The organism is Paenibacillus gallinarum, from assembly GCF_014836635.1.
GTDB lineage: Bacteria > Bacillota > Bacilli > Paenibacillales > Paenibacillaceae > Paenibacillus > Paenibacillus gallinarum.
In genome coordinates, this window is record NZ_JACSQL010000009.1 from 1 (window position 1) to 23,232 (window position 23,232).

A 23,232-nucleotide genomic window follows, 5' to 3' on the forward strand; every position below is an offset into this window, starting at 1 on the left:
TTGAAATTGTATTAATTCACTCATGAGTTTTACTTGCGTAAAACTCCTCGTTGTTCAGTTTTCAAAGATCAATCTCGTTAACAACTTTCGCCGTCAACTTTTATATCATATCATGTCCGGTTTAGAAATGCAAGCTTTTTTTTCAAAGTTTATTAACTTCGTTTTATGAAGCATGTTATCCAGTGTCTTGCTTACTGGCTAACTTCTTGGCCGGAATTAGAATATACCATGCTGATATTAATTATGCAAGTCCTTTTTCGTAAAAACTTTTAATTCTATTTAGACTTCTTATTAGATTCGAAAACCCTGCCTTCATACAACTGAAAGCAGGGTTTTTCTATATGATCTATTTTTGTATTAACTCTTTAATGTATAGCTGCCTTTGCGCTACTAGATTAACAATCGTCCCTTCTACTGAAACCATAGGGCGAGTTGGATGATCTCGATCTGTAAAAATGATTTCACCTATTCTGCCATCACTTAAGCGAACGATCGTCCCTTGATGGAACTGTGTAGCTTTTCGAATAAAGATCTGTACAATTCTCGGGTCCAGCTTACCAAATGACTCAAGTAAGATTTGTTCTAATACCAAATAAGGTGATTGCGATTCTTTATATGGCTTATCCAAAGTCATAGCATGAAAGATATCAGCTACAGCTACGATCCTGGAATAGATATGAATTTGCTCTCCTACCAGTTTAAGTGGATAGCCTGATCCGTCTATCTTTTCATGATGCTGCAGGGCAGTTAGTTTAACCCCATCATTAATTGCCTTTACTTGTTTGAGAATATTATATCCGTATGTTGTATGTTTACGTACCTCCTCTTCCTCTAAATCAGATAAGAGATTAGGGCTCATTAATAATGATTGATCAATTTTGCTATTACCTATGTTGTGCAGCAGTCCCGCAAGAGCTACTTGGACCCAATCTTTTGATGGCATCTTACACCACTGAGCTAACAAGTAGGATGTTAAAGCTGTCAGTACTCCATTGTGAAACATATATTCTTCTTTCTTAATAGAAGAAGGTACAAAATAAAGAACTTGGTATTTCTTAATATGTAAAATTAAAATTTCTAGCTGGGTACGAAGCTCAAATATTGGTATATCAAATGTTCCTGCCTCATTAAAAGCTTTTTTTGTAAGTATTATCATCTTATCGTATTCTTCATCAAATGAAGTGAGTTCAGCAGAGCGTACAATTGGTTCAAACTGCTCGTCTTCTTCCTTCTTTTGTTCCATCTCTTGTTTCTTACTATCTTGGGTTGGTGAAGAATTGTTTTGTTTCGTCTGATTACTATCGATATCTACCGTCTGAATAAGGAAAGCACGTAATATATCTAGATCACGCGGAAGTATTACTTTTCCTTTGGGAAGCAGCAACCCCCCTAAAGGTGTATGAACATCTTTAAATAATCTAGCTCCTGGTTTTAAATCGATAATCGACATCAACGCCATTTTACTAACGCTCCGTTCTTATTACTTAGGGATTTTAATATTTTTACATTATATACCTTTTATATCGGTGTGTATATTGGTATTACGAAGATGATTATCGCCCTCTCGCTTGCTTCACATAAAAAAAAGAGCCTCCTATGCAGGAGACTCTTTATTATATTATTCTTCCTCGGATTCCTCTTCTGATTCTACATTGCTCGTGTCTACGTCCGTTTGATCCGTTACAGTCTCTTCTGCATCCGTATCTGTATCAGACATTTCAACTGCTCCAGCAATGTTGCCCTCATCGTCGAATTCACCGTCTTCTTCATCATTCTCTTCAGACTTATCTGTTCGACAAACTGTCGCTACAGAATCATTATCACGAGTATGAATCAACTTAACCCCTTGAGTATAACGTCCCATTGTAGAGACACCTTCCATACTCATTCGAATCAGTGTACCGCTGGTTGTAATAATCATGAGATCCTCTTCTGATTTTACAACTTTGAGGCTCACAACAGGACCGTTTTTCTCCGTAACATTGATCGTCTTGATCCCTTTACCGCCACGAGTCTGAATACGATAGTCACCAACTGGTGTACGCTTACCGTAACCATTAGCCGTAACAATCAGCACTTCCTGATCTGGATCAATGATATCCATACCGATAACCATGTCGTCGGAATCAAGAGTGATCCCCTTCACGCCAGTAGCACTTCTGCCCATGGAGCGAACATCGCTCTCAGAGAAGTGAATAGACATCCCTTGTGCTGTACCCAAGATCATTTCTTGTTTTCCATCCGTAAGTTTTACCTCAATAAGCGAGTCATCTTCACGAAGATGAATAGCAATTAGGCCGCCCTTACGTATGTTTATATAATCCTCAAGCGGTGTCTTTTTCACTACCCCTTGCTTCGTAGCAAAGAACAGGTATTTATCGCTCTCGAACTCTTCAACCTCAATAACGGCATTCACCGTTTCTCCCTGTTCGATCTGAATCAGGTTAATAATTGGGGTTCCTCTTGCTGTACGTCCTAATTCAGGGATCTCGTAAGCTTTGAGTCGGTATACTTTCCCCTTGTCCGTAAAGAACATGAGATAGTTGTGGGTGTTCGATACAAAAAGATGCTCAACAAAATCCTGATCCTTCGTATCCATACCTACAACACCGCGTCCTCCACGTCTCTGAGATCGATAAGTCGATACCGGCAAGCGTTTGATGTACCCAGTATGGGTAATTGTAACGATCACATCTTCACGAGGAATAAGATCCTCATCAAGAATGCTCTCCTCACCAACGGTAATTTCGGTACGACGCTCATCAGCGAACCGATCCTTAATCTCTTGCAGCTCATCACTGATGATTTGAAGAACAAGATGCTCATTCGCCAAAATCTCTTTAAACTCCGTGATTTTAGCTAGAAGCTCATTGTATTCATTCTCGATCTTCTCGCGTTCCAATCCAGTGAGTCGTTGCAGACGCATATCCAAAATTGCCTGCGCTTGATCATGGCTTAATTCGAAACGATTAATCAGGCTTTCTCTTGCTGCATCCGTCGTTGCCGATGCACGAATAAGTGCAATAATCTCGTCGATATGATCAAGAGCGATTCGTAGACCTTCGAGAATATGCGCACGAGCCTCTGCTTTACGCAATTCAAACTCTGTACGGCGGCGAATAACAACAATCTGATGCTGCAAGTAGTGATACAACACTTCGCGCAAATTCAGTATTTTCGGCTCGTTATTTACGATAGCCAGCATGTTGATACCAAAATTAGATTGCATGGAAGTATGCTTGTATAAATTGTTCAGTACTACATTCGGATTTACATCACGGCGAAGTTCAATAACAATCCGCATCCCGCTGCGATCAGATTCATCTCGAAGATCTGTAATACCTTCGATTCTTTTGTCACGAACGAGTTCTGCAATTTTTTCTACAAGTCGAGCCTTATTAACTTGATAAGGAATTTCATGCACAATAATTCGTGCTTTATTATTTACTTCTTCAATTGTTGTTTTGGCCCGCATCGTGACAGAACCACGGCCTGTCTGATAAGCCTGTCTGATACCTGATCTACCTAGGATATATCCCGCAGTCGGGAAGTCAGGGCCATGAATATAATCCATCAGTTCCAGAGAAGTAATCTCTGGATTTTTGATCATAGCTTGTACCCCATCAATAACCTCACCCAAATTATGCGGAGGAATATTGGTAGCCATACCTACGGCTATACCACCTACCCCGTTTACCAGCAGATTCGGATATCTAGCCGGAAGTACGATAGGTTCATGTTCCTCACCATCATAGTTTGGCTGAAAATCAATGGTATCTTTATTGATATCACGAAGCATTTCCATAGCAATCTTGGAAAGACGTGCTTCCGTGTAACGCATAGCCGCCGCCATATCTCCATCAATGGAACCGAAGTTACCGTGTCCATCAACGAGCATATAACGCAGTGAAAAATCTTGAGCCATCCGTACCATTGTTTCATATACAGCAGAGTCACCATGAGGATGGTACTTACCGATAACCTCACCGACGATTCTTGCAGATTTCTTATAAGGTTTATCCGGTGCCATGCCTAGCTCTGACATTGCAAACAAAATACGTCTGTGAACAGGTTTTAGCCCGTCCCTAACATCAGGCAAAGCACGGCTGACGATGATACTCATCGCATAGTCCATAAAGGACTCACGCATCTCCACGCCTATATCACGGTCTTTAATTTGCGAGTTATTTTGATCCGCCATGCTGGACCTCCTTCTAGTCTATCAAAACCACATTGTTAAGCTGTCTTACGTTTAATCTTTATATAACTATAGCCTAACACGACTGTAGTACTTCTAAATCGACATCTATCCTATTACATAAGCCTTTACAAAAAGAGCATTATTAAACCTGCTCTATTTCTATATATCCATGCCGTTCCTAGGGAAGTGCCCTTCCTATTTCACAGCTAAGGAATACATTGTATTAATGCAGATGCCACCATTTCCTACAGGATTTCACCTGAGTCCACAGGAATCGTCATATTCCTCTATTATACCACTGTTTTAAGTCGTTGTCCTATGGATTTCCCTCAGTTCTCTAACGTGTAAATCAATTTTATGTGAATGTGAAAAAGAACGGAGTGTTCACAGTAGAGGAGTGTTTTTGTGAGTATACAGAAAGTCTCGAGTAAGTGGAAAAAGATGAAAGTGCTTCTGAAAGATAAATATATTGCCCCCTTCCATCCTGAAACTAGAAAATATAGTCTTACTGCATTAGAACAGATGTGCCAGATCTACCGAACAGTTTATGTTAAGCCAGAACAGGGTACCCATGGAAAAGGAATTATGAGGATTGAATATACTTCATCATCTGCAGCTACAAACAACACAGATGAGTCAAGCAGTGAAGATGTGACCAAGGCAACGTATAAACTTCATTATGTAAAAAAGAAAGAGCTATACTACTCTATTTCTGACCTGCATAAAGCAATACTTAAACGCACCCAGGGAAAATCTTATCTTGTTCAAAGAGGAATCCCCCTCCTGAAATATCAGCAACGCCCCTTTGACTTACGAGTGATGATTCAGCGTAATTTGAGCGGCAATTGGGAAGCTACAGGAATAATAGGTAAAGTAGCTGCAAAAGGAAAAATTATAACCAATATCAATGGCGGGGGACGCATCGTATCTTTTGAGCAGCTAATGAAGCCCTATCTTACCAAAGCTCAGACTGCCAATTTGAAAAAGGAACTTTTTGTGCTAGGGGTACGTACAGCAAAATGTATGGAAAAGAACTATCCTCGCATTAAAGAAATTGGACTAGATATTGCACTTGATGGTCAAGTTAAACCATGGATTCTTGAAGTGAATACTTCTCCAGGTCTATATGTGTTTGGTTATCTACCCGATAAAAGCATCTATCGTAAAATTAAAAAGTACGCCATTGCCTATGGCAGACTTAAGCCTGCCTCCAAATCAAAAACAACAAAATAGATATTAAAAAAGAGGCCAAACTGGCCTCTTTTTATTTTGATGCTATACATCAAGGTTTTTAACGTATCTAGCATTTTCTTGGATAAATTCACGACGTGGTTCAACATTATCCCCCATAAGGGTGTCAAACATCGTATCAGCTAACATAGCATCGCCAATGGAAACCTTTAACATCGAACGGCTTTCTGGATCCATTGTCGTTTCCCAAAGCTGTGTTGCATTCATCTCTCCAAGACCTTTATAACGTTGCACGTTAACTTTCGCATTTTCGCCGAACTCACGAATAATGGCATCACGTTCTGCTTCTGAACCTGCATAACGGACCGTTTTATTTCGCTCCACTTTGAAAAGCGGCGGCTGAGCGATATATACGTATCCTGCTTCGATAATTTTACGCATATAGCGGTAAAAGAAAGTCAGCAAGAGCGTACGAATATGAGCACCATCGACATCAGCATCTGTCATAATAATGACTTTGTGATAACGTGCTTTTTCAATATCAAAATCGTCGCCAATCCCTGTTCCAAGAGCAGTGATCATAGCGCGAATCTCTGCATTAGACAAAATACGATCAAGTCTTGCTTTCTCTACGTTTAGAATCTTACCACGCAGTGGTAAAATCGCCTGGAAGTGACGATCACGCCCCTGTTTGGCAGATCCACCCGCAGAGTCACCCTCTACAATATAGAGTTCGCTGATAGAAGCATCTTTGGAAGAGCAGTCAGCCAGTTTACCTGGCAAAGAGCTTACTTCTAGTACGCTTTTACGGCGAGTCATCTCTCTTGCTTTCCGGGCCGCTTCACGTGCTCGGGATGCTTGGAGCGCTTTATCTAGAACGCGGCGGGAAGTGGAAGGATTCTCAATCAGGAACTCCTGCAGTTTTTCTGCAAACAAGGATTCGACTATACCGCGAACTTCACTATTTCCAAGTTTCGTTTTGGTCTGTCCTTCAAACTGAGGTTCAGGAATCTTAACCGAGATGATTGCTGTGAGTCCCTCACGTACATCATCACCAGTAAGATTGCTGTTGTTGTCCTTAATAATACCTGTCTTCCGAGCATAATCGTTGACTACACGTGTTAGGGCACTCTTAAAACCAGACTCATGAGTACCGCCTTCATGTGTATTAATGTTATTGGCAAAAGAGTAGATGTTCTCAGCGTAGCTGTCATTGTACTGCAATGCTACTTCCACCTGGATACTTTCTCTCTGTCCTTCTACATAAATCGGCTGCTCATGGAGTACTTCTCTTTTACTGTTCAGGTATTGAACATATTCTTTAATTCCGCCTTCGTAATGAAAAGAGTTAGAAACTCCTGTACGTTCATCGGTAATTCGAAGCCCGATTCCTTTGTTAAGAAATGCAAGTTCACGAATCCGAGTAAGTAGCGTATTGTAATCATATTCCGTCGTTTCTGTAAAAATTTCACTATCAGGATAGAAGGTTGTCGTCGTTCCTGTTTCTTCTGTATCTCCAATTACCTTAACGTCATACTGAGGAACACCTCGTTGATATTCTTGTCTGTAGACGTGCCCATCTCTTTTTACGGTAACCACTACTTTACTCGACAATGCGTTCACGACAGAAATACCTACCCCGTGAAGACCGCCCGATACTTTGTATCCTCCGCCGCCAAATTTACCGCCAGCATGAAGTACGGTCATTACGACCTCAAGCGCTGACTTTTTCATTTTGGCCTGTTCGCTTACGGGAATTCCCCGCCCATTATCAACAACGGTAATGCTGTTATCTTCATGAATGGTAACATCAATCTGATCGCAATAACCCGCTAGTGCTTCGTCGATACTATTGTCCACGACTTCCCACACGAGGTGATGCAAGCCTCTTGCGCTGGTAGAGCCGATATACATCCCTGGACGTTTTCTGACAGCTTCAAGTCCCTCAAGGACCTGAATCTCATCTGCATCGTATGCCGGTTGATTCATAGACATGCCTTTCACCTACTTCTCAAGATTAGAGTGTATCCAAGTGATGCTATATGAGTGTATAAAATAAAAAAACTGACTGCGATATAAAAGTACCGCCTCCTTACTAACGGTTAGCAAGGTGACGATACTCGTGATAATTGCTTTTATATTTCAGATAATACGTTCGCTCTTTTTTTGAGTGTAGCAGAGGATATTGGAGAATAGTAAACCGTGCTTTTCGTTACAACAATCGATTTGGCTTCCTCTTCACCAATCTGTTCGATGTTCTTCTCCTGTTTTGCGTACGTAACATACTGTTTGGAAATCTTCGAAGATTTCTCGATAGAGATATCAAAAATGGCTACGAGTTCAGAAGAGCGGATAATCTTGTCACCGCCCAGGTGAATATACATTGTCCGATCCTCTCCTTAACGTTCCACATGACCAGCGTCAACTTGATAGATGTATGCATCCTTCAGTTTGCTAGTGTTGAGTGTCTCTATGCCTGTTGCGGTAATGAAGGTCTGCACCTTGCTCTGAAATGTTTCGATGAGCTGGGTCTGACGATACGGATCCAGTTCAGAAAGCACATCATCCAGAAGCAAAACAGGATACTCCCCTATTTCTTCCCGGATCAGTTCAATCTCTGCAAGCTTTAGGGATAATGCAGTTGTTCGCTGCTGTCCCTGCGAGCCATAGGTTTGTACTTCACGTCCGTTGATGAAGAAGGATAAGTCATCCCGGTGTGGTCCGGTAAGGGACATCCCCCGCCGAATCTCCTGATCCTTCGTTTGTGATAATTTTATCATAAACCGATCTAATAAGACAGCTTCATCTTCTTCCATAGGGTCTGCAAAGGAGGGGACATAGGCAAGTTCAAGCTTTTCCTTCCCCCCAGTGATCCCCTCGTGAATCGTTTCCGCCCACTTTTGCAGCTTCTTTATGAATTGTTTCCTTTTTTTGACGATTTTAACACCGTGTTCTGCAAGCTGATCATTCCATACGGCCAGCATTACTTGCTGCGACTCGCCTGCGCCATATAATTGCTTGAGCAAATTATTACGCTGAACAAGAATTTTCTGATACTGCTGAAGATGATAAATGTATCCCGGAGCAACCTGACCTATCTCCATGTCAAGGAACCGGCGGCGAACCCCCGGTGTCCCTTTTACAATTTCGAGATCTTCTGGTGCAAACATAACCACATTCAAACTTCCAACAAAATCACTTAGCTTTCGCTGCTCTAGTCCGTTAATCTTCGCTTTCTTCCCTTGTTGGGAAAGAGCAAGTTCAAGCTGAATCTTGCCATACTTTTTATCCACATGTGCACGAATGTTTGCACTGCCAGACTCAAAGCGAATTAATTCCTTATCTTTCGATGTACGGTGACTTTTCGTAAGAGCCAGTGCATAAATGGCTTCAACAAGATTTGTCTTCCCCTGCGCGTTTTGTCCTATGATGAGATTGACTGGACCAAAAGAGTCTAGTTTCAAATACTCATAGTTACGGAATTGTTTTAGTTCGATATCAGTCACAAACACGCTCTATTTCCTCCCTTGCCCCTCGCCCCTTTGAGGAAGCAGCGGGTGTTCACATCCTACTGCTGCCTATGCCTTTGCTTCTACCTCGAATGAGCCTGACCCTTCAACTTCAATCTGATCTCCAGGGTAAAGCTTGCGACCGCGACGTTCTTCAATTTCACCATTCACTTTGATCGCTTGATCTTGAAGAAGTGCTTTTGCCATACCGCCTGTGGGTACACATTCAGACAGCTTAAGAAACTGGTCGAGCTTAATATATTCACTGTGGATAACTATTTTTTTCACGATAAACTTCCTCTCATGTGCATAACTTTTGCCTTAATTGGTTGTACGGTAAGGCAAAATAACATAAAGACTATTGCTGTTGTCTATAGGTTTCAGAATAATCGGACTCATAACTCCTGTAAAGGAAATCATCAGTTCCTCACTTTCAACGACCTTAAGAACATCCAGCATATATTTGGAGTTGAAAGAAATTTTCAGAGGTTCCCCGTTAAATTCTTTGAGCTCTAGTTCCTCACGTACCTTACCAAGTTCAGATGAACTGGACGAAATCTCAATATCCCCGCTTTCAAGTGTCTGCATGCGGACAATATTGGTTTTTTCCTCACGAGACAGCAAATAAGCCCGGTCAATCGATTCGCTTAATTTTTTTGTATTCAAAACCAGTTCTGTTTTAAACGTGGTTGGAATAATTCTAGAAGTATCGGGATAAGTTCCATCCAGGATACGAGTGTAGAATAATACACGGTCGATTTTGAACAAGACTTGATTATCAGCTACGACAATATCGACGAGTGTATTTTGATCAGGCACGATTTTACTGAGTTCATTCAGCGTTTTACCCGAGATGACCACGTTGTGGAATTTAATCTCGTCAGCTCCTTCGATGTGAGCGGAGCGTGTAGCTAGACGGTGACGATCTGTTGCCACAAATTTGAATTCATTATCAGCAAGACTCCAAAGAACCCCTGTCAAAATAGGCGTAGTTTCGTGAGTCGAGATAGAGAACACCGTTTGTTTAATCATATTTTTAAGTAAATCTCCAGGAATAGAGACCGTTTGGTTCTCTTCAATGCTCGGGAGTACTGGGAATTCTTCTGGATCAAGGCCGACCAGCTGAATTTCTGTTGCTCCAGCAGCGATATAAGTGTTGAAGTTTTCTTTCACTTCCATTTTGACTTCTTGAGAAGGCAGCTTCTTAATAATTTCGACAAAAAACTTAGCTGGTAAAACAACACTTCCTGCTTGTTCGACAGAAACTACGTTTTTTCCATCTTCCTCAAGAGGGATAAAGGACTGAATTGAAATATCAGTATCACTTGCCGTAAGTGTAACGCCTTGATAGTTAACGTCAAACTTAATACCGCTGAGGATCGGAATTGTTGTTCTGCTAGAGATCGCTTTAGATACTTGCTGAATGGCATCATTCAGATAACTTTTCATTATGCTGATTTTCATAATTACACTCCTTGGAAAATGAATTCTCTTTTTGAAGAGAGGTTTGAAGTCCTGGAACTTGTGGTGATTAAATGATTCAAAGTTAAAAAGTTGGTTATAAAAAAATCTATACCCGCATAAATTAATTAATCCGTTTTTAAAAAATAGAGACCTTGAAACTAAGCTTTTTTGCAGTTCAAATTGTTGAGCTGAAAGCTTAGTTTATTGGTGTAGTAATCTTTTAAAAAAGAGTAGTAATAGTAATAGGGGCACTGAATATGTGGATAAGTGCCTTAAACGACATAAAATTAAGCCTATCCACATGTGTACAGATTGTGCATAGGCTTTGTACTTGTTCAAGTTGGGTTTTTAACTTTTTCGATAATGCTGTTGATAACTTTAAAGAGTTCTTGATCCGTTTTAATGAGCTGCGAAATCTTCTCGTGAGCATGGATGACCGTAGTATGGTCTCTTCCCCCAAATGCCTCTCCGATCTTCGGTAAAGAATAATCTGTCAGTTCTCTTGAAAGGTACATGGCAATCTGTCTTGGATAAGCAACCGCCTTTGTCCGTTTTCTCGCCTTAAAATCCTCCATCTTCAAGTTGTAGTATTCTCCAACTTTCTGCTGAATATCTTGAATCGTAATAATTTTAGGCCGACTTGACGGAATGATGTCCTTTAGAGCTTCTGCAGCTAAATGGGTTGTGACATCTTGATTAGTTAGAGAAGAGTAGGCTACCACACGTATTAGTGCTCCTTCAAGTTCTCTAATGTTTGTATCAATTTGATTCGCAATATACATCATTGCTTCGTTTGGAATATCCAGGTTTTCTGCTCTCGCCTTTTTGCGTAAAATAGCGATTCTTGTCTCCAAATCCGGAGGCTGAATATCCGTAATAAGTCCCCATTCAAATCTTGAACGCAATCGTTCTTCGAGTGTTGGGATCTCTTTTGGAGGCCGGTCACTTGAAATAATGATTTGCTTACGTTCTTCATGCAGTGCATTGAACGTATGGAAAAACTCTTCTTGTGTTGATTCTTTCCCAGCTAAAAACTGAATATCATCGATCAGCAATATGTCTACGTTACGGTATTTATTCCGAAAATTCTCACCACGGTTATCGCGGATGGAATTAATGAATTCATTCGTGAATTTCTCCGAGGAGAGGTAAACAACCTTACTACTGGGGTTGTGCTCCAAAATGTAGTGCCCAATGGCATGCATGAGGTGTGTCTTGCCGAGTCCAACTCCACCATATAGGAAGAGAGGATTGTACGCTTTGGCCGGTGCTTCTGCTACGGCAAGTGAGGCTGCGTGTGCAAACCTATTGCCAGGGCCAATGACAAACGTGTCAAAAGTGTACTTCGGATTAAGCATGTGAGACACAGCTTCCTCATGAGTTACAGGAGGAGGAGTGAATACTTGCTGCGGATCCGGCTCAGCCGTCTTGTCTTCTTCTATAACAAATTTTACGTCCACTTGCTTTCCGAGCAGTTCGTATACAGTCGAACCGACAAGTTTCGTATAGCGGCTTTCCAGCCATTCTACGGCAAAGGTGGTTGGCGCTGAAATAACAATAGTTCGGTCAGTCAGTTTCGTTGCCTTCGTTGCTTTAAACCAAGTGTCGTAGCTAGGCTTGCTTAGCTTCGTTTGTATAATCGATAGTATTTGCTGCCATAATTCGGAAGTATGGCTGTCCACAGACTGTCACTCCTTTTAATCTTCCAAATGTGGCCCAGTGCCATGAGTGGAATGTCGAAAAAAAATTTATATTGTAGAATTTATCCCCAATGTCCATAGGACGCTAAACAAAAAAAGAAGGAACAACGGAAAATTGTTCACAACTTTATCCACAGGCTGTTGATAATATTATGGATTGAAACAACTATTCACATCCAAAAGCAATATAATCATAGCAAAAGAAGTCTTATATTTCAACGTATCTCAGGATTTTATCCACAAATTCAATAACTTGTGTATAATTTTTAATCACAACACTACATATTGTTTATAAATTGTTTAGTTTTCGACAAGAACACTAAAAATCTGAAATCATTTATTCACAGGTTATACTTATGAATTATCAGTTGATGTTGGATAAGAGGGAAGATTGAGAATCGCGTGAGACTTCTTTTTTCTGTGGATAACTGAAAAACGTAATAAATGTGATTGTAAATGAGGGAAAAGTTGATCTTAATTAGCAACAATAATCGTGGAGCTGATTTATTTATGAACAGACCAAAAAAAGCCGGTCAAAATGACCGGCTCTTCGATTTTTCTATAAATAAAGGAGAACTTACCTGGTAGTAGAGATGTATTTACGCTGAAACTTGGCCAGGTCTTCATACTCTTCTGAAAGCTTACGAGAGATGCGGATAAAAATCGGAAGCAGCTCTTGATAGATGTCGACTTGATCTTGGTTAGGAGAATGCGCATGTGTTGTTCCAACCATGCTCGAAACAACTTCTAGGGAATCTGCATGACCTGTTGCATATAGTCCAAGTACCACCGCACCTAGACAAGAGCTTTCGAAGCTCTCGGGCACAACCACTTCCTGATCAAAAATATCGGCCATCATTTGCCGCCAAAGCGGAGAACGAGCAAATCCACCAGTGGCTAAAATTCGGCTTGGTTGTCCCATTTGTTCTTTCATGGCAAGCAGAACGGTATACAGATTGAAAATAACACCTTCTAATACAGCGCGAATCATGTGTTCTTTTTTATGTTGCAGCGTAAGACCGAAGAAAGATCCTTTTGCATCTGGATTCCACAGGGGAGCTCTTTCACCTGATAAATAGGGGTGGAAAAGGAGTCCGTCTGCTCCTGGAGCTACTCGCTCAGCAATACGGGTGAGTACATCATAGGAGCTGATTCCGAGTCTTTTCGCCGTTTCTACTTCTGACGCTGCCATTTCATCACGTACCCAACGGAAGATCATCCCCCCGTTATTCACGGGTCCTCCAACAACCCAGTGATTCTCAGTTAAGGCATAGCAGAAGGTACGGCCCTTTACATCTGTAACCGGCTTATCTACAACCGTACGGATCGCACCGCTTGTACCGATCGTAGCAGCAACTTCTCCCGGGTGGATTGCCCCTACACCTAGATTGGAAAGTACTCCATCACTTGCCCCTACAACAAATGGGGTAGAAGGGTTTAGCCCCATCTCTTTTGCATAATAAGGATCAATTCCTGTCAGCACATGTGTAGTGGGAACAAGCTGAGATAATTGTTCTGGAGTTATGCCGGCTACTTCAAGTGCTTCTTGATCCCAATCTAGCTGCTGCAAATTAAACAGTCCGGTAGCGGAAGCAATAGAATGGTCTACAACATATTGATTGAACAGTCTTAAAGTGACATATTCCCGAATCGATATGAATTTGGCTGCTTGATCAAAAATATTTTTTTGGTCATTTCTTAGCCAGATGAGCTTAGATAAAGGAGACATAGGATGAATTGGTGTTCCTGTTCTGCGATATATTTCATGTCCATTTTGTTCTTCTTTTAATCTCCGTGCCCAAACATTACTTCGATTATCTGCCCATGTAATACATGGTGTCAGAGGAAGTCCGCTTGCATCCATAGCAATTAGGCTGTGCATAGCAGAGCTAAAAGAGGCGAACAAAACCTGCTCTGGTAAGATCCCGCTTTCTGACATCACCGCTTTGACCGTATGGATTACAGCAGACATGATTTCATCTGGATTCTGAACAGCCGAATCAGGAACAGGCGTGAGAAGAGGGTACTCTTCACTCGCCTTTGCTACGACCATTCCATTTTTCTCAAAAAGCACTGCTTTCGTACTTGTCGTTCCAATATCAATGCCGATCATATAGGATTTCATATTTGGAAGCCTTCTTTCTATAAGCTGTTACCTTTAGATAAAGGTAAGTGTAGCAATTAAATAACGATACTTAGCAATAAAATTAGGACAAGCGCGACGACAGAAAGTAAACTTTCCATGACAGACCATGTCTTGAGAGTTTGAGGCACCGTCATATTGAAAAATTCTTTAATCATCCAGAATCCCGCATCATTCACATGGGAAAGGAAAACAGATCCTGCTCCGGTTGCAAGAACCACAAGTTCTACACTTGCACCTGGTGAAAGTGCGAGGACAGGAGCAACAATACCGGCAGCAGTTGTCATCGCGACAGTAGCTGATCCTGTTGCTACACGAATTAGAGCGGCAACAAGCCAAGCGAATAATATAATATTGATATTCATACTTGTAGCGAGTTCTGCAATGGCTGCACCGACACCACTATTAATAAGTACTTGTTTAAAAGCACCGCCGGCACCGATGATCAGAATAATACTTGCAGTCGGTGCAAGACATTCACTTGTGAACTTGGAAATTTCACTTTTATTAAATCCCCGAGCAAACCCAAGAGAAAAGAGAGCAAATACGACAGAAATAAGAAGGGCGATAACCTCATTACCAATAAACTCTAGAAAATGAGAGAAACCATTAACACCTTCCGGATCTACAATTAGTGCGATTGATCCAGCCAGCATAAGGATAACAGGCAGTAAAATAGTAAGCAATGTAATACCGAAACCAGGTAGTTCGCGTTCGCTTTTTAATGAAAATTGTTCTGCAAGTTCAGTTGGCGGCGCTACATCGACTCTCTTGCTAATAAAGTTAGCAAATACAGGACCAGCAATAGCTGCAGTTGGCAGTCCCACTAAGAGAGAATACATAATGGTTTGACCTAAGTTAGCACCGAATGCCTCAATAGCAATCATAGGTGCAGGGTGAGGAGGAACAAGTCCATGCACAGTAGAAAGACCCGCCAAAATTGGGATTCCGATTTTCAGGATAGATAAACCTGTTTTTCTTGCTACCGTGAATACAATTGGGATAAGAAGAATCAGACCAACTTCAAAAAATACAGGAATACCAACAATAAAACCAACAATCATCATGGCCCAGTGGACCCGTTTCAATCCAAAACGGTCAACGAGAGTAGTGGCAATTCGTTCTGCCCCGCCAGACTCTGCCATCATTTTACCTAGCATTGTACCCAGCCCAATAACGATTGCAATCGTGCCGAGTGTTCCGCCAACTCCGCTTGTAATGGATGTTACAACATCCTCCGTATTCATGCCTGTGAGTAGACCCAAAATTAATGCGGCAATCAGGAGTGATACAAACGGATTCCATCTGTATTTGGAAATAAGTATAACTAAAAATACGATAGTGAGAAGAGTCCAAACCAGCATTGTTGCTGTATGACTAAGGCCAAAGATACTTTCCATGATGAATGTTCTCCTTTTTGTTGTGATATATGTAGAGGGGGAAACCTCTATTCAGAAAATAAATACGCTTACAAGAACAACTGTCTTTCGGTAAATCTCCAATTTGTATACTTGTCGACAACTTTCAGGAGAGAAAAAGCACATATTTTGCACCTATCTCTTGGATATAAACTACATTAAAAAACGCCATGGTTTAAAAAGTTTTATGAAGTGTTTGCCGTGAATCTGAAAAGTAGATTCTTACCTCATTCGCTACGATCTCGGGATCCTTAGATGCCAGACCTTTCATTAACTTATGGTGCTTTTCAATGACAGCTTGGATACGTTCTTCGCCATGGGAGAAAATCTCTTCGGTTGTAAGTAAAAGTAACGTCATAATAATCTGCCGAATACTTTTCCAAAGATGTAGAATTCGAGTATGATTTGCTTCGATAATAATCGTCTCATGGAACTGGAAATCGAGATAAGCAAATTCAATAAAGTCCGAATGTCTCATTGAAAGTTCCATCTTATCGATGATTTGCTGTAGTTTTGTTAACAGATCATAAGGCAGTTGCTTGGCCAAATTCTCTTGAACGAAACTTTCAATTAGATACCTTACATCATAAAGCTCGTCCTTATCTTTTGAGCTAAGTCCAAGAACGACGGCACCCATCCGCTCTAAGCTAATTAAACCCTCATTTGAAAGCGCTTTAAAAGCTTCTCTTACGGGGGAACGACTGCTGTTAAACTGAGCAGCTATTTTATTCTCGGATAAGATTTCTCCCTTTGGGATCGTACCATCAATAATTTGTAAACGTAAATCGCTTACAATTAACTCCCCTAAAGAACTGCCTTGCAGCCAAGCAGAAGGATAACGCATCATATAACTCTCCTATTCATACACTACACTCTTTATCTTCATGATAACGAACGATAGTGTTAGTCGGCAATAAATGAGGAAAACTTCATCCGTGTATACTTGTATACAAGTTATTGTTACAACTATCGTACCTCAACTGTGAACATTTTGTAAACGGTTGAATAGAGAAATACTTCTAGCCGATGTCCATGTATAGCTATATACATATAAACATAAGGAACAAATTGAAACACTTTTATAAAATAGAAGAATCAGATTTTTACTGGATGTTAAACTCAGTTATATAGTAGAAGAGAAAATATAAAAAGAATTTAATTCGCTATCCACATGTGTATAACTCGTAGAAGAGCATCAATTTATTAAAAATGTGGACAAATGAATCAAAAGATATGAAATTGGGATATAATGTAGTTCAGTTGACTTTTTGACTTGTACATGGTTAAATATATAAAGGCATTTTCTGTGTTGATGAAAATGATTAAATTAAGATATCGTTATAGATTGCGCTATGCAAATAAACAGTTTATATGTACTACTAGGTAGTTCAATCTGTACAGGATTCCTTTTAAGGGGGTGCAATACATGAGACCAACATTTAGACCGAATGTTAGCAAACGTAAGAAGAACCATGGTTTCCGGAAAAGAATGAGCACGAAAAACGGCCGTAAAGTTCTGGCAGCCCGCCGTCTTAAAGGCAGAAAAGTACTCAGTGCGTAATGCGTGCATGAAGACCACTACGGTGGTCTTTTTTTCTTAAACAAGAAATTTCTATTTTAAATAGGGGAGCGTTTATAGCTTCCTACGATCGTCCATACTTAATTTTAGGATGTAACAATGCGTTTATTATGACAGACGCGTCTTAGCAAGGAGAAGAGATCATTGCATAAAAGATTACGTTTACGAAACCGTGCCGACTTTAGTCGCGTATACCGTTATGGTAAGTCTCAAGCAAACTATCAGTTTGTGGTATATGGATTGCGTCGCAAGGATGTCGAGCAGTTTCGTGTCGGCGTATCTTGCAGCAAAAAAATAGGGAATGCGGTTGTCCGCAATCGCATGCGAAGAATGATTAAAGAAATTATTCGACATCATGAAACCGAAATTGTTGAGAATATGGATCTCATATTTATCGTAAGAAAGGGAGCAGTTTCGATGAGCTACAAAGAGATGGAGAAAAGTCTACTTCATGTCTTGCGTAAAGCTTCGCTGCTCAAGGCAGAAAGACGCTCGAATTAGCGTTTCTTTGTTCTTCTACTTATGGTATTATTTACGGTGGAATGGATAGGTTAAGAGAGGGGTTATCAAGTGTCTCGACTCAAGTCATTGAAGGGGAAAAAGTGGATTCTCCTGATCGCTGTTATTGCTTTAGTTGCTGTACTATCGGGTTGTACATCTGCTAATACAACTCATGTTACCACAGAAGACCTCAAAAACAGTGGATCCTTTTGGAAAAGTAACGTTGTTTATTGGTTCTCATTATCTTTAGACTCATTAGCTAAGCTGTTTGGTGGAGAATATGGATTGGCAATTCTCGTACTGGTAATTATCGTTCGTACGTTAATCCTTCCACTTACTATTAAACAAGTTAAAAGTTCAAGAAACATGCAAAAGATTCAACCGCTTATTAAGGAAATCCAAACGAAATATAAGGATACCCCTGAAAAAATTCAAGCGGAAACGATGAAGCTATTCCAAGAGCATAAAGTCAATCCGATGGCGGGTTGTTTGCCTCTGATTATCCAGATGCCTATTTATATCGCTCTTTATAACTCGATTCTCTATAACTCAAATATTAATCAGCACACTTTCTTATGGATGGAACTTGGTTCCCCAGATAAATTGTTTATACTTCCTGTGCTTGTTGCTGTATCTATGTTCTTCCAAACATGGTACATGATGAAGCAAAATCCGTCGCAACAACAAGGACCTATGCAGTTTATGCTTTGGGTATACCCAATCTTGATGTTTATCATGTCCTACCAGTTTGCTTCGGCTTTGCCGCTCTACTGGTTCTACTCAAACATCTATACCATCATTCAAAACTTCTTCCTCTATCGCAACAACGACAAGCTTGTAGCTGCTACAAATGTTCAGGGAACAAAAAGCTCCTCTAAAAAGGGACAAGCTGGAATCGTAACTACGAACGGTGTAGGATCTCAAGCGAAGAAGAAAAAGAAAAAGAAGAAGAAATAATATAAATAAATAATGTATTGTCCGGTTTATCAGATCAGTAAGTGGCGAAGGAGGCACGGCGTTCCATATGACCACCGTCATTGTGACAGGTAAAACGATAGAAGATGCTGTAGATCAAGGTCTGGCACAACTTGGTGTCAGTCGAGATTGGGTTACGTTAAACGTCTTAGAACAGCCATCCAGAGGTTTTTTAGGTCTCATTGGTGTTAAGCCAGCCAAAGTAGAATTGACTCTTAAGCCAAAACAGGCAGAAGAATCTTTTCAAAACGAGCCCGATTCTGCTCTGATCCGTACCTCTGAGCTTACATCTTCAAGATCGACTGAGCTAGATACTAATATATCTAATGATGTAGATCCATATGTTGAAGCGAGCAATTTTGTGAAAGAAGCAGCTGCGGGTATGGGTCTTGATGTTGAGATTGAGATGAAAAAAAGCAGGGATGGTAAGATATTTAATATTACCGGAGAAGACCTTGGTCTTATTATTGGACGTAGAGGCCAGACTTTAGACGCTTTGCAATATTTAACGAATATTGTGGCAAACAAACACTCAAGTAGTTTCGTACGGATTATTCTCGATGCGGAGAACTTTAGATTAAGACGCCGCAAGACATTAGAAGAACTTGCAGACCGATTAGCTTCACAGGTGATTCGCACGGGAAAAGAAGTCGTGCTTGAACCCATGCCTTCCCAGGAGCGCAAAGTGATTCATGCAAAACTTCAGAATCATCGTCAGGTGAATACAATTAGCAAGGGCGAAGAGCCTAACCGTAGAGTGGTTATTACACTTAAATAAGCTTAATGTGATTTTATGCGATTACGCAATGGCTTCCTGCTTCATGCAGAAGCCATTGCTTTTTTCGTAATCAGGGTAGGTAGCGTATATCAATTTCATAACTCATTAAAACGATAAATTTGTAACTATATATAGACAAATAAAACCATTTCGATCTATATATAGTCCTGATTAAAGCAACCAAAGGTATTATGAAATTGATTCAGTTAATAATGAATATAACAGTCTTGATAACTTGAATATAGATCGTAAGCATGGATAAGGGAAGGTGAACATAGGTGATTAGTGATACAATAGCAGCCATTTCAACAGCTGTAGGCGAAGCGGGGATTGCTGTCATTCGAGTAAGTGGTCCAGATGCAATCAAAGAGGTAGGTAAGATTGTAAAAAGCAAAACACCACTGGAACAAGCGGAATCTCATACGGTTCATTATGGACATATTATCAATCCACAGACAGAAGAAAAGGTGGAAGAGGTACTTGTCACAGTGATGAGAGCCCCACGATCCTTCACAACGGAGGATGTTGTAGAGATTAGCTCGCACGGTGGTGTTATTTCAGTTAAACGGATTATGGATTTACTGCTTATGCTCGATATCCGAGTAGCAGAACCAGGCGAGTTTACCAAAAGAGCTTTTCTGAACGGGAGAATTGATTTATCTCAGGCCGAAGGTGTTATGGATCTCATTCGTTCAAAATCAGATCGTGCTTTTTCTGTTGCTTTGAAACAAGTGGGAGGAGTTCTCTCTACAAAGATACGCGATCTTCGTTATACACTTGTGGAAACAATGGCACATATTGAAGTGAATATTGATTATCCAGAGCATGATGTAGAATCACTTACTTCTGAATTCATTAAAGAAAAATCGTCTCATGTTATGAGTGAAATTGATAAGCTGCTAAAAACAGCAGAACAAGGGAAAATACTAAGAGAAGGAATTACAACAGCCATCGTTGGAAGACCCAATGTAGGTAAATCTTCTCTCCTTAATACACTGGCCCAAGATAACCGTGCGATTGTCACAGATATTCCAGGGACAACTCGCGATGTCATTGAAGAGTTTGTGACCATTAATAATATTCCATTAAAACTGTTGGACACTGCTGGTATTCGGGAAACTATGGATGTTGTTGAGAAGATTGGTGTGGAACGATCTCGTACTGCTTTTACGGAAGCAGATCTGATTTTAATGGTAGTCAATGCGGGAGAACCGCTTCATGAGGATGAACTTGAACTTCTGGAGCAGATTAAAGGCAGACAGGCCATAGTTATTTTAAATAAAATGGACTTACCAACAAAAATTGATCGGGACATTTTAGAACGATATATTGATCCAGAATTAATCGTACCGATGTCTGTAAAAGCGGAAGAAGGCATTGACCTGCTTGAAGAAGCTATTTCAAAATTATTTTTTAGCGGGCAATTGGAATCGGCAGATCTAACTTATGTAAGTAATGTACGCCATATCTCTCTTCTGAAAAAGGCGAAGCAATCTTTACAGGATGCTTATGATGCTGCTGAACAGTTTGTTCCGATTGATATGATCCAAATTGATGTGAGATTAGCTTGGGAGCAGCTCGGTGAAATCGTTGGGGATACTGCGCATGATGCTCTAATCGATCAGATTTTCTCTCAGTTCTGTTTAGGGAAATAAGGAAGATATTTTTAGACTCACGGGATTTAATTCGAGCATTATCATTCCAAATGATTTGAATCAACTCTTATGGAATCCCTGTATTTTTTGATATAATGAAGTTTAGTGCTTTGTATAAGCACTCGGAAATGAACTTGATAAGAAATCTAGAACAGCAAGGTTCTGATTTCGTTTCAATACAGTAGTACAAATTACGGGGAGTAATCCCTGAAACAAGGAGGAAGATACGATGGGATTTGATGGCGGTACATTCGATGTTATTGTCGTTGGTGCAGGTCATGCTGGTGTCGAATCAGCTCTTGCCGCCGCTCGTATGGGCTGCAAAACGCTGATGGTCACTATTAATCTGGATATGGTCGCATTTATGCCATGTAATCCATCGATCGGGGGACCAGCAAAAGGTCATGTAGTTCGTGAAATCGATGCACTAGGTGGAGAAATGGGCCGTAATACTGACCGGACATTCATTCAGATGAGAATGCTCAATACAGGTAAAGGCCCAGCGGTACATGCACTTCGAGCGCAGGCAGATAAATTCTCTTACCAGCACACCATGAAAGAAACGATGGAAATGGAACCGAATCTTACGATGCGCCAAGGCATGGTAGAGCGTTTAATCGTGGAAAACGGAGAGTGTGTCGGTGTCGTTACACAGACAGGATCAGAATACCGTGCTAAATCAGTTGTACTTACAACAGGAACCTATTTACGCGGTAAAGTAATTATGGGTGAACTGATGTATGAGAGCGGGCCAAACAATCAGCAGCCTTCAATTAAGTTATCTGATCATCTTAAAGAGCTTGGTTTTGAACTTGTACGTTTCAAGACAGGGACTCCACCTCGTGTGCATAAGGATACCATCGATTTCAGTAAAACAGAAATTCAACCAGGAGACGATATTCCTAAGTTTTTCTCCTATGAGACGGAAAGCTCAGACAATGAACAATTGCCATGCTGGTTAACGTATACTTCTGCTGAAACACATCAGATTATTACTGATAACCTGCATCGTGCTCCGATGTTCTCGGGTGTGATTGAAGGTACGGGACCACGTTATTGTCCTTCCATTGAAGACAAGATTGTTCGTTTTAGTGATAAACCAAAACATCAAATTTTCCTAGAACCCGAAGGAAAAAACACAAAAGAATATTATGTTCAAGGTTTGTCTACCAGCTTACCTGAAGATGTACAATTAGAAGTATTGCGCTCGGTTCCGGGGCTTGAGAATGTACAAATGATGCGTAACGGCTATGCAATCGAATATGATGCAATGGTACCTACGCAACTTCTTCCATCTCTTGAGACCAAGCGTCTTCCAGGTCTGTTCACTGCAGGACAGATTAACGGAACTTCTGGTTATGAAGAAGCAGCTGGCCAAGGAATTATGGCTGGAATCAATGCAGCCCGTAAAGCACAAGGAAAAGAAGCGGTTGTTCTAGATCGTTCGCAAGGGTATATCGGTGTTCTTATTGATGATCTGGTGACGAAAGGTACGAATGAGCCATACCGTCTACTTACTTCGCGGGCTGAGTATCGACTGCTTTTGCGTCATGACAATGCAGACATGAGACTTACTCCACTTGGACACGAGATTGGTCTTGTGTCAGATGAACGTTATGCTAAATTCCTTAATAAAAAGGAAAAAGTAGAACAGGAGATTGAACGTCTGCGCACTACTCGTACTCGTCCATCAGAAGTGAATGAACTTCTTGCAAGTATAGAGTCAACTCCTTTGCAAGATGGAATTTCCCTTCTTACGTTAATGAGACGCCCTGAAGTGAATTATTCATTTATCGAGAGAATCTCCCCTTCTCCTTATGATTTAAATGAGGAGATGAAGGAACAGGTTGAAATCCAAATTAAGTATGCGGGTTATATTGAGAAGCAACTCACTCATGTAGAACGTCTGCTGAAAATGGAGAAAAAGAAAATTCCAGATACCATCAACTACAATGAGATTCATGGTCTGGCAATGGAAGCAAAACAAAAGCTAGAAAAAATTCGTCCAATTTCTATCGGTCAAGCTTCCCGGATCTCGGGTGTAACACCGGCAGATATTTCGATATTGCTCGTTTATTTGGAACATTATAATCGGGTTACTGCATCTAGGGGGTAACA

Annotated in this window: 18 protein-coding genes; 7 read left to right on the forward strand and 11 right to left on the reverse strand. The window is 40.7% G+C overall.

Annotated elements, in window-relative coordinates; translation table 11 throughout:
- Positions 1-346 precede the first annotated feature (346 nt).
- Both H9647_RS17425 and gyrA read right to left on the reverse strand, forming a co-directional pair.
- On the reverse strand, positions 347-1,459 hold the full coding sequence (locus H9647_RS17425) for an HD-GYP domain-containing protein (RefSeq protein WP_191802338.1): 1,113 nt from the start codon (positions 1,457-1,459) through the stop codon (positions 347-349).
- A gap of 159 nt (positions 1,460-1,618) precedes the next feature.
- Positions 1,619-4,201, reverse strand: coding sequence for a DNA gyrase subunit A (gyrA, locus tag H9647_RS17430; RefSeq protein WP_191802340.1), 2,583 nt, complete (start codon positions 4,199-4,201; stop codon positions 1,619-1,621).
- 405 nt (positions 4,202-4,606) lie between these two features.
- On the opposite strand from gyrA, the gene H9647_RS17435 reads away from it, so the two are divergent.
- Complete coding sequence (locus H9647_RS17435; protein WP_191802342.1) at positions 4,607-5,434, forward strand: YheC/YheD family protein; 828 nt, start codon at positions 4,607-4,609, stop codon at positions 5,432-5,434.
- Between the two features lie 42 nt (positions 5,435-5,476).
- On the opposite strand, the gene gyrB is transcribed toward H9647_RS17435, so the two are convergent.
- From gyrB to H9647_RS17480, 9 genes are all read right to left on the reverse strand, one after another.
- Positions 5,477-7,387 carry a DNA topoisomerase (ATP-hydrolyzing) subunit B gene (gene gyrB / locus H9647_RS17440; protein WP_191802344.1) on the reverse strand — a complete coding sequence of 637 codons (1,911 nt, stop codon included), beginning with the start codon at positions 7,385-7,387 and terminating at the stop codon, positions 5,477-5,479.
- Positions 7,388-7,527: 140 nt separating this feature from the next.
- Positions 7,528-7,776 (reverse strand): extracellular matrix regulator RemB, encoded by a 249-nt coding sequence (remB, locus tag H9647_RS17445; protein ID WP_191802346.1) that lies wholly within the window; start codon positions 7,774-7,776, stop codon positions 7,528-7,530.
- 15 nt (positions 7,777-7,791) lie between these two features.
- On the reverse strand, positions 7,792-8,904 hold the full coding sequence (recF, locus tag H9647_RS17450) for a DNA replication/repair protein RecF (RefSeq protein WP_191802348.1): 1,113 nt from the start codon (positions 8,902-8,904) through the stop codon (positions 7,792-7,794).
- A 66-nt stretch (positions 8,905-8,970) separates the two neighbouring features.
- On the reverse strand, positions 8,971-9,189 hold the full coding sequence (gene yaaA / locus H9647_RS17455) for a S4 domain-containing protein YaaA (protein ID WP_318245333.1): 219 nt from the start codon (positions 9,187-9,189) through the stop codon (positions 8,971-8,973).
- Between the two features lie 33 nt (positions 9,190-9,222).
- Positions 9,223-10,365, reverse strand: coding sequence for a DNA polymerase III subunit beta (dnaN, locus tag H9647_RS17460; protein WP_191802350.1), 1,143 nt, complete (start codon positions 10,363-10,365; stop codon positions 9,223-9,225).
- Between the two features lie 335 nt (positions 10,366-10,700).
- Positions 10,701-12,047, reverse strand: coding sequence for a chromosomal replication initiator protein DnaA (gene dnaA / locus H9647_RS17465; RefSeq protein ID WP_191802353.1), 1,347 nt, complete (start codon positions 12,045-12,047; stop codon positions 10,701-10,703).
- 595 nt (positions 12,048-12,642) lie between these two features.
- A complete protein-coding gene (gntK, locus tag H9647_RS17470; RefSeq protein ID WP_191802355.1) occupies positions 12,643-14,190 on the reverse strand; it encodes a gluconokinase in 1,548 nt (515 codons plus the stop codon).
- 56 nt (positions 14,191-14,246) lie between these two features.
- Positions 14,247-15,608, reverse strand: coding sequence for a GntP family permease (locus H9647_RS17475; protein ID WP_191802357.1), 1,362 nt, complete (start codon positions 15,606-15,608; stop codon positions 14,247-14,249).
- Between the two features lie 193 nt (positions 15,609-15,801).
- Positions 15,802-16,470, reverse strand: a complete 669-nt coding sequence (locus H9647_RS17480; protein WP_191802692.1) for a GntR family transcriptional regulator — start codon at positions 16,468-16,470, stop codon at positions 15,802-15,804.
- A 582-nt stretch (positions 16,471-17,052) separates the two neighbouring features.
- On the opposite strand from H9647_RS17480, the gene rpmH reads away from it, so the two are divergent.
- The 6 genes from rpmH (at position 17,053) to mnmG (ending at position 23,230) form a co-directional block, all read left to right on the forward strand.
- Positions 17,053-17,187 carry a 50S ribosomal protein L34 gene (gene rpmH, locus H9647_RS17485; protein WP_091159838.1) on the forward strand — a complete coding sequence of 45 codons (135 nt, stop codon included), beginning with the start codon at positions 17,053-17,055 and terminating at the stop codon, positions 17,185-17,187.
- A 162-nt stretch (positions 17,188-17,349) separates the two neighbouring features.
- Positions 17,350-17,706 (forward strand): ribonuclease P protein component, encoded by a 357-nt coding sequence (gene rnpA, locus H9647_RS17490; RefSeq protein ID WP_191802359.1) that lies wholly within the window; start codon positions 17,350-17,352, stop codon positions 17,704-17,706.
- Positions 17,707-17,775: 69 nt separating this feature from the next.
- Positions 17,776-18,663 (forward strand): YidC/Oxa1 family membrane protein insertase, encoded by an 888-nt coding sequence (locus H9647_RS17495; protein WP_191802360.1) that lies wholly within the window; start codon positions 17,776-17,778, stop codon positions 18,661-18,663.
- 67 nt (positions 18,664-18,730) lie between these two features.
- On the forward strand, positions 18,731-19,459 hold the full coding sequence (gene jag, locus H9647_RS17500; protein ID WP_191802362.1) for an RNA-binding cell elongation regulator Jag/EloR: 729 nt from the start codon (positions 18,731-18,733) through the stop codon (positions 19,457-19,459).
- A gap of 278 nt (positions 19,460-19,737) precedes the next feature.
- Positions 19,738-21,114 (forward strand): tRNA uridine-5-carboxymethylaminomethyl(34) synthesis GTPase MnmE, encoded by a 1,377-nt coding sequence (mnmE, locus tag H9647_RS17505; protein WP_191802364.1) that lies wholly within the window; start codon positions 19,738-19,740, stop codon positions 21,112-21,114.
- 229 nt (positions 21,115-21,343) lie between these two features.
- Positions 21,344-23,230 (forward strand): tRNA uridine-5-carboxymethylaminomethyl(34) synthesis enzyme MnmG, encoded by a 1,887-nt coding sequence (mnmG, locus tag H9647_RS17510; RefSeq protein ID WP_191802366.1) that lies wholly within the window; start codon positions 21,344-21,346, stop codon positions 23,228-23,230.
- The last annotated feature ends 2 nt before the right edge of the window (positions 23,231-23,232 follow it).

Bases quoted from the DNA above. Each gene is read 5' to 3' on its own strand.
- rpmH (WP_091159838.1), top strand. From the start codon at position 17,053: ATGAGACCAACATTTAGACCGAATGTTAGCAAACGTAAGAAGAACCAT.
- gyrA (WP_191802340.1), bottom strand. From the start codon at position 4,201: ATGGCGGATCAAAATAACTCGCAAATTAAAGACCGTGATATAGGCGTG.
- jag (WP_191802362.1), top strand. From the start codon at position 18,731: ATGACCACCGTCATTGTGACAGGTAAAACGATAGAAGATGCTGTAGAT.
- remB (WP_191802346.1), bottom strand. From the start codon at position 7,776: ATGTATATTCACCTGGGCGGTGACAAGATTATCCGCTCTTCTGAACTC.
- H9647_RS17425 (WP_191802338.1), bottom strand. From the start codon at position 1,459: ATGGCGTTGATGTCGATTATCGATTTAAAACCAGGAGCTAGATTATTT.
- H9647_RS17475 (WP_191802357.1), bottom strand. From the start codon at position 15,608: ATGGAAAGTATCTTTGGCCTTAGTCATACAGCAACAATGCTGGTTTGG.
- gyrB (WP_191802344.1), bottom strand. From the start codon at position 7,387: ATGTCTATGAATCAACCGGCATACGATGCAGATGAGATTCAGGTCCTT.
- H9647_RS17480 (WP_191802692.1), bottom strand. From the start codon at position 16,470: ATGCGTTATCCTTCTGCTTGGCTGCAAGGCAGTTCTTTAGGGGAGTTA.
- mnmG (WP_191802366.1), top strand. From the start codon at position 21,344: ATGGGATTTGATGGCGGTACATTCGATGTTATTGTCGTTGGTGCAGGT.
- gntK (WP_191802355.1), bottom strand. From the start codon at position 14,190: ATGAAATCCTATATGATCGGCATTGATATTGGAACGACAAGTACGAAA.
- dnaN (WP_191802350.1), bottom strand. From the start codon at position 10,365: ATGAAAATCAGCATAATGAAAAGTTATCTGAATGATGCCATTCAGCAA.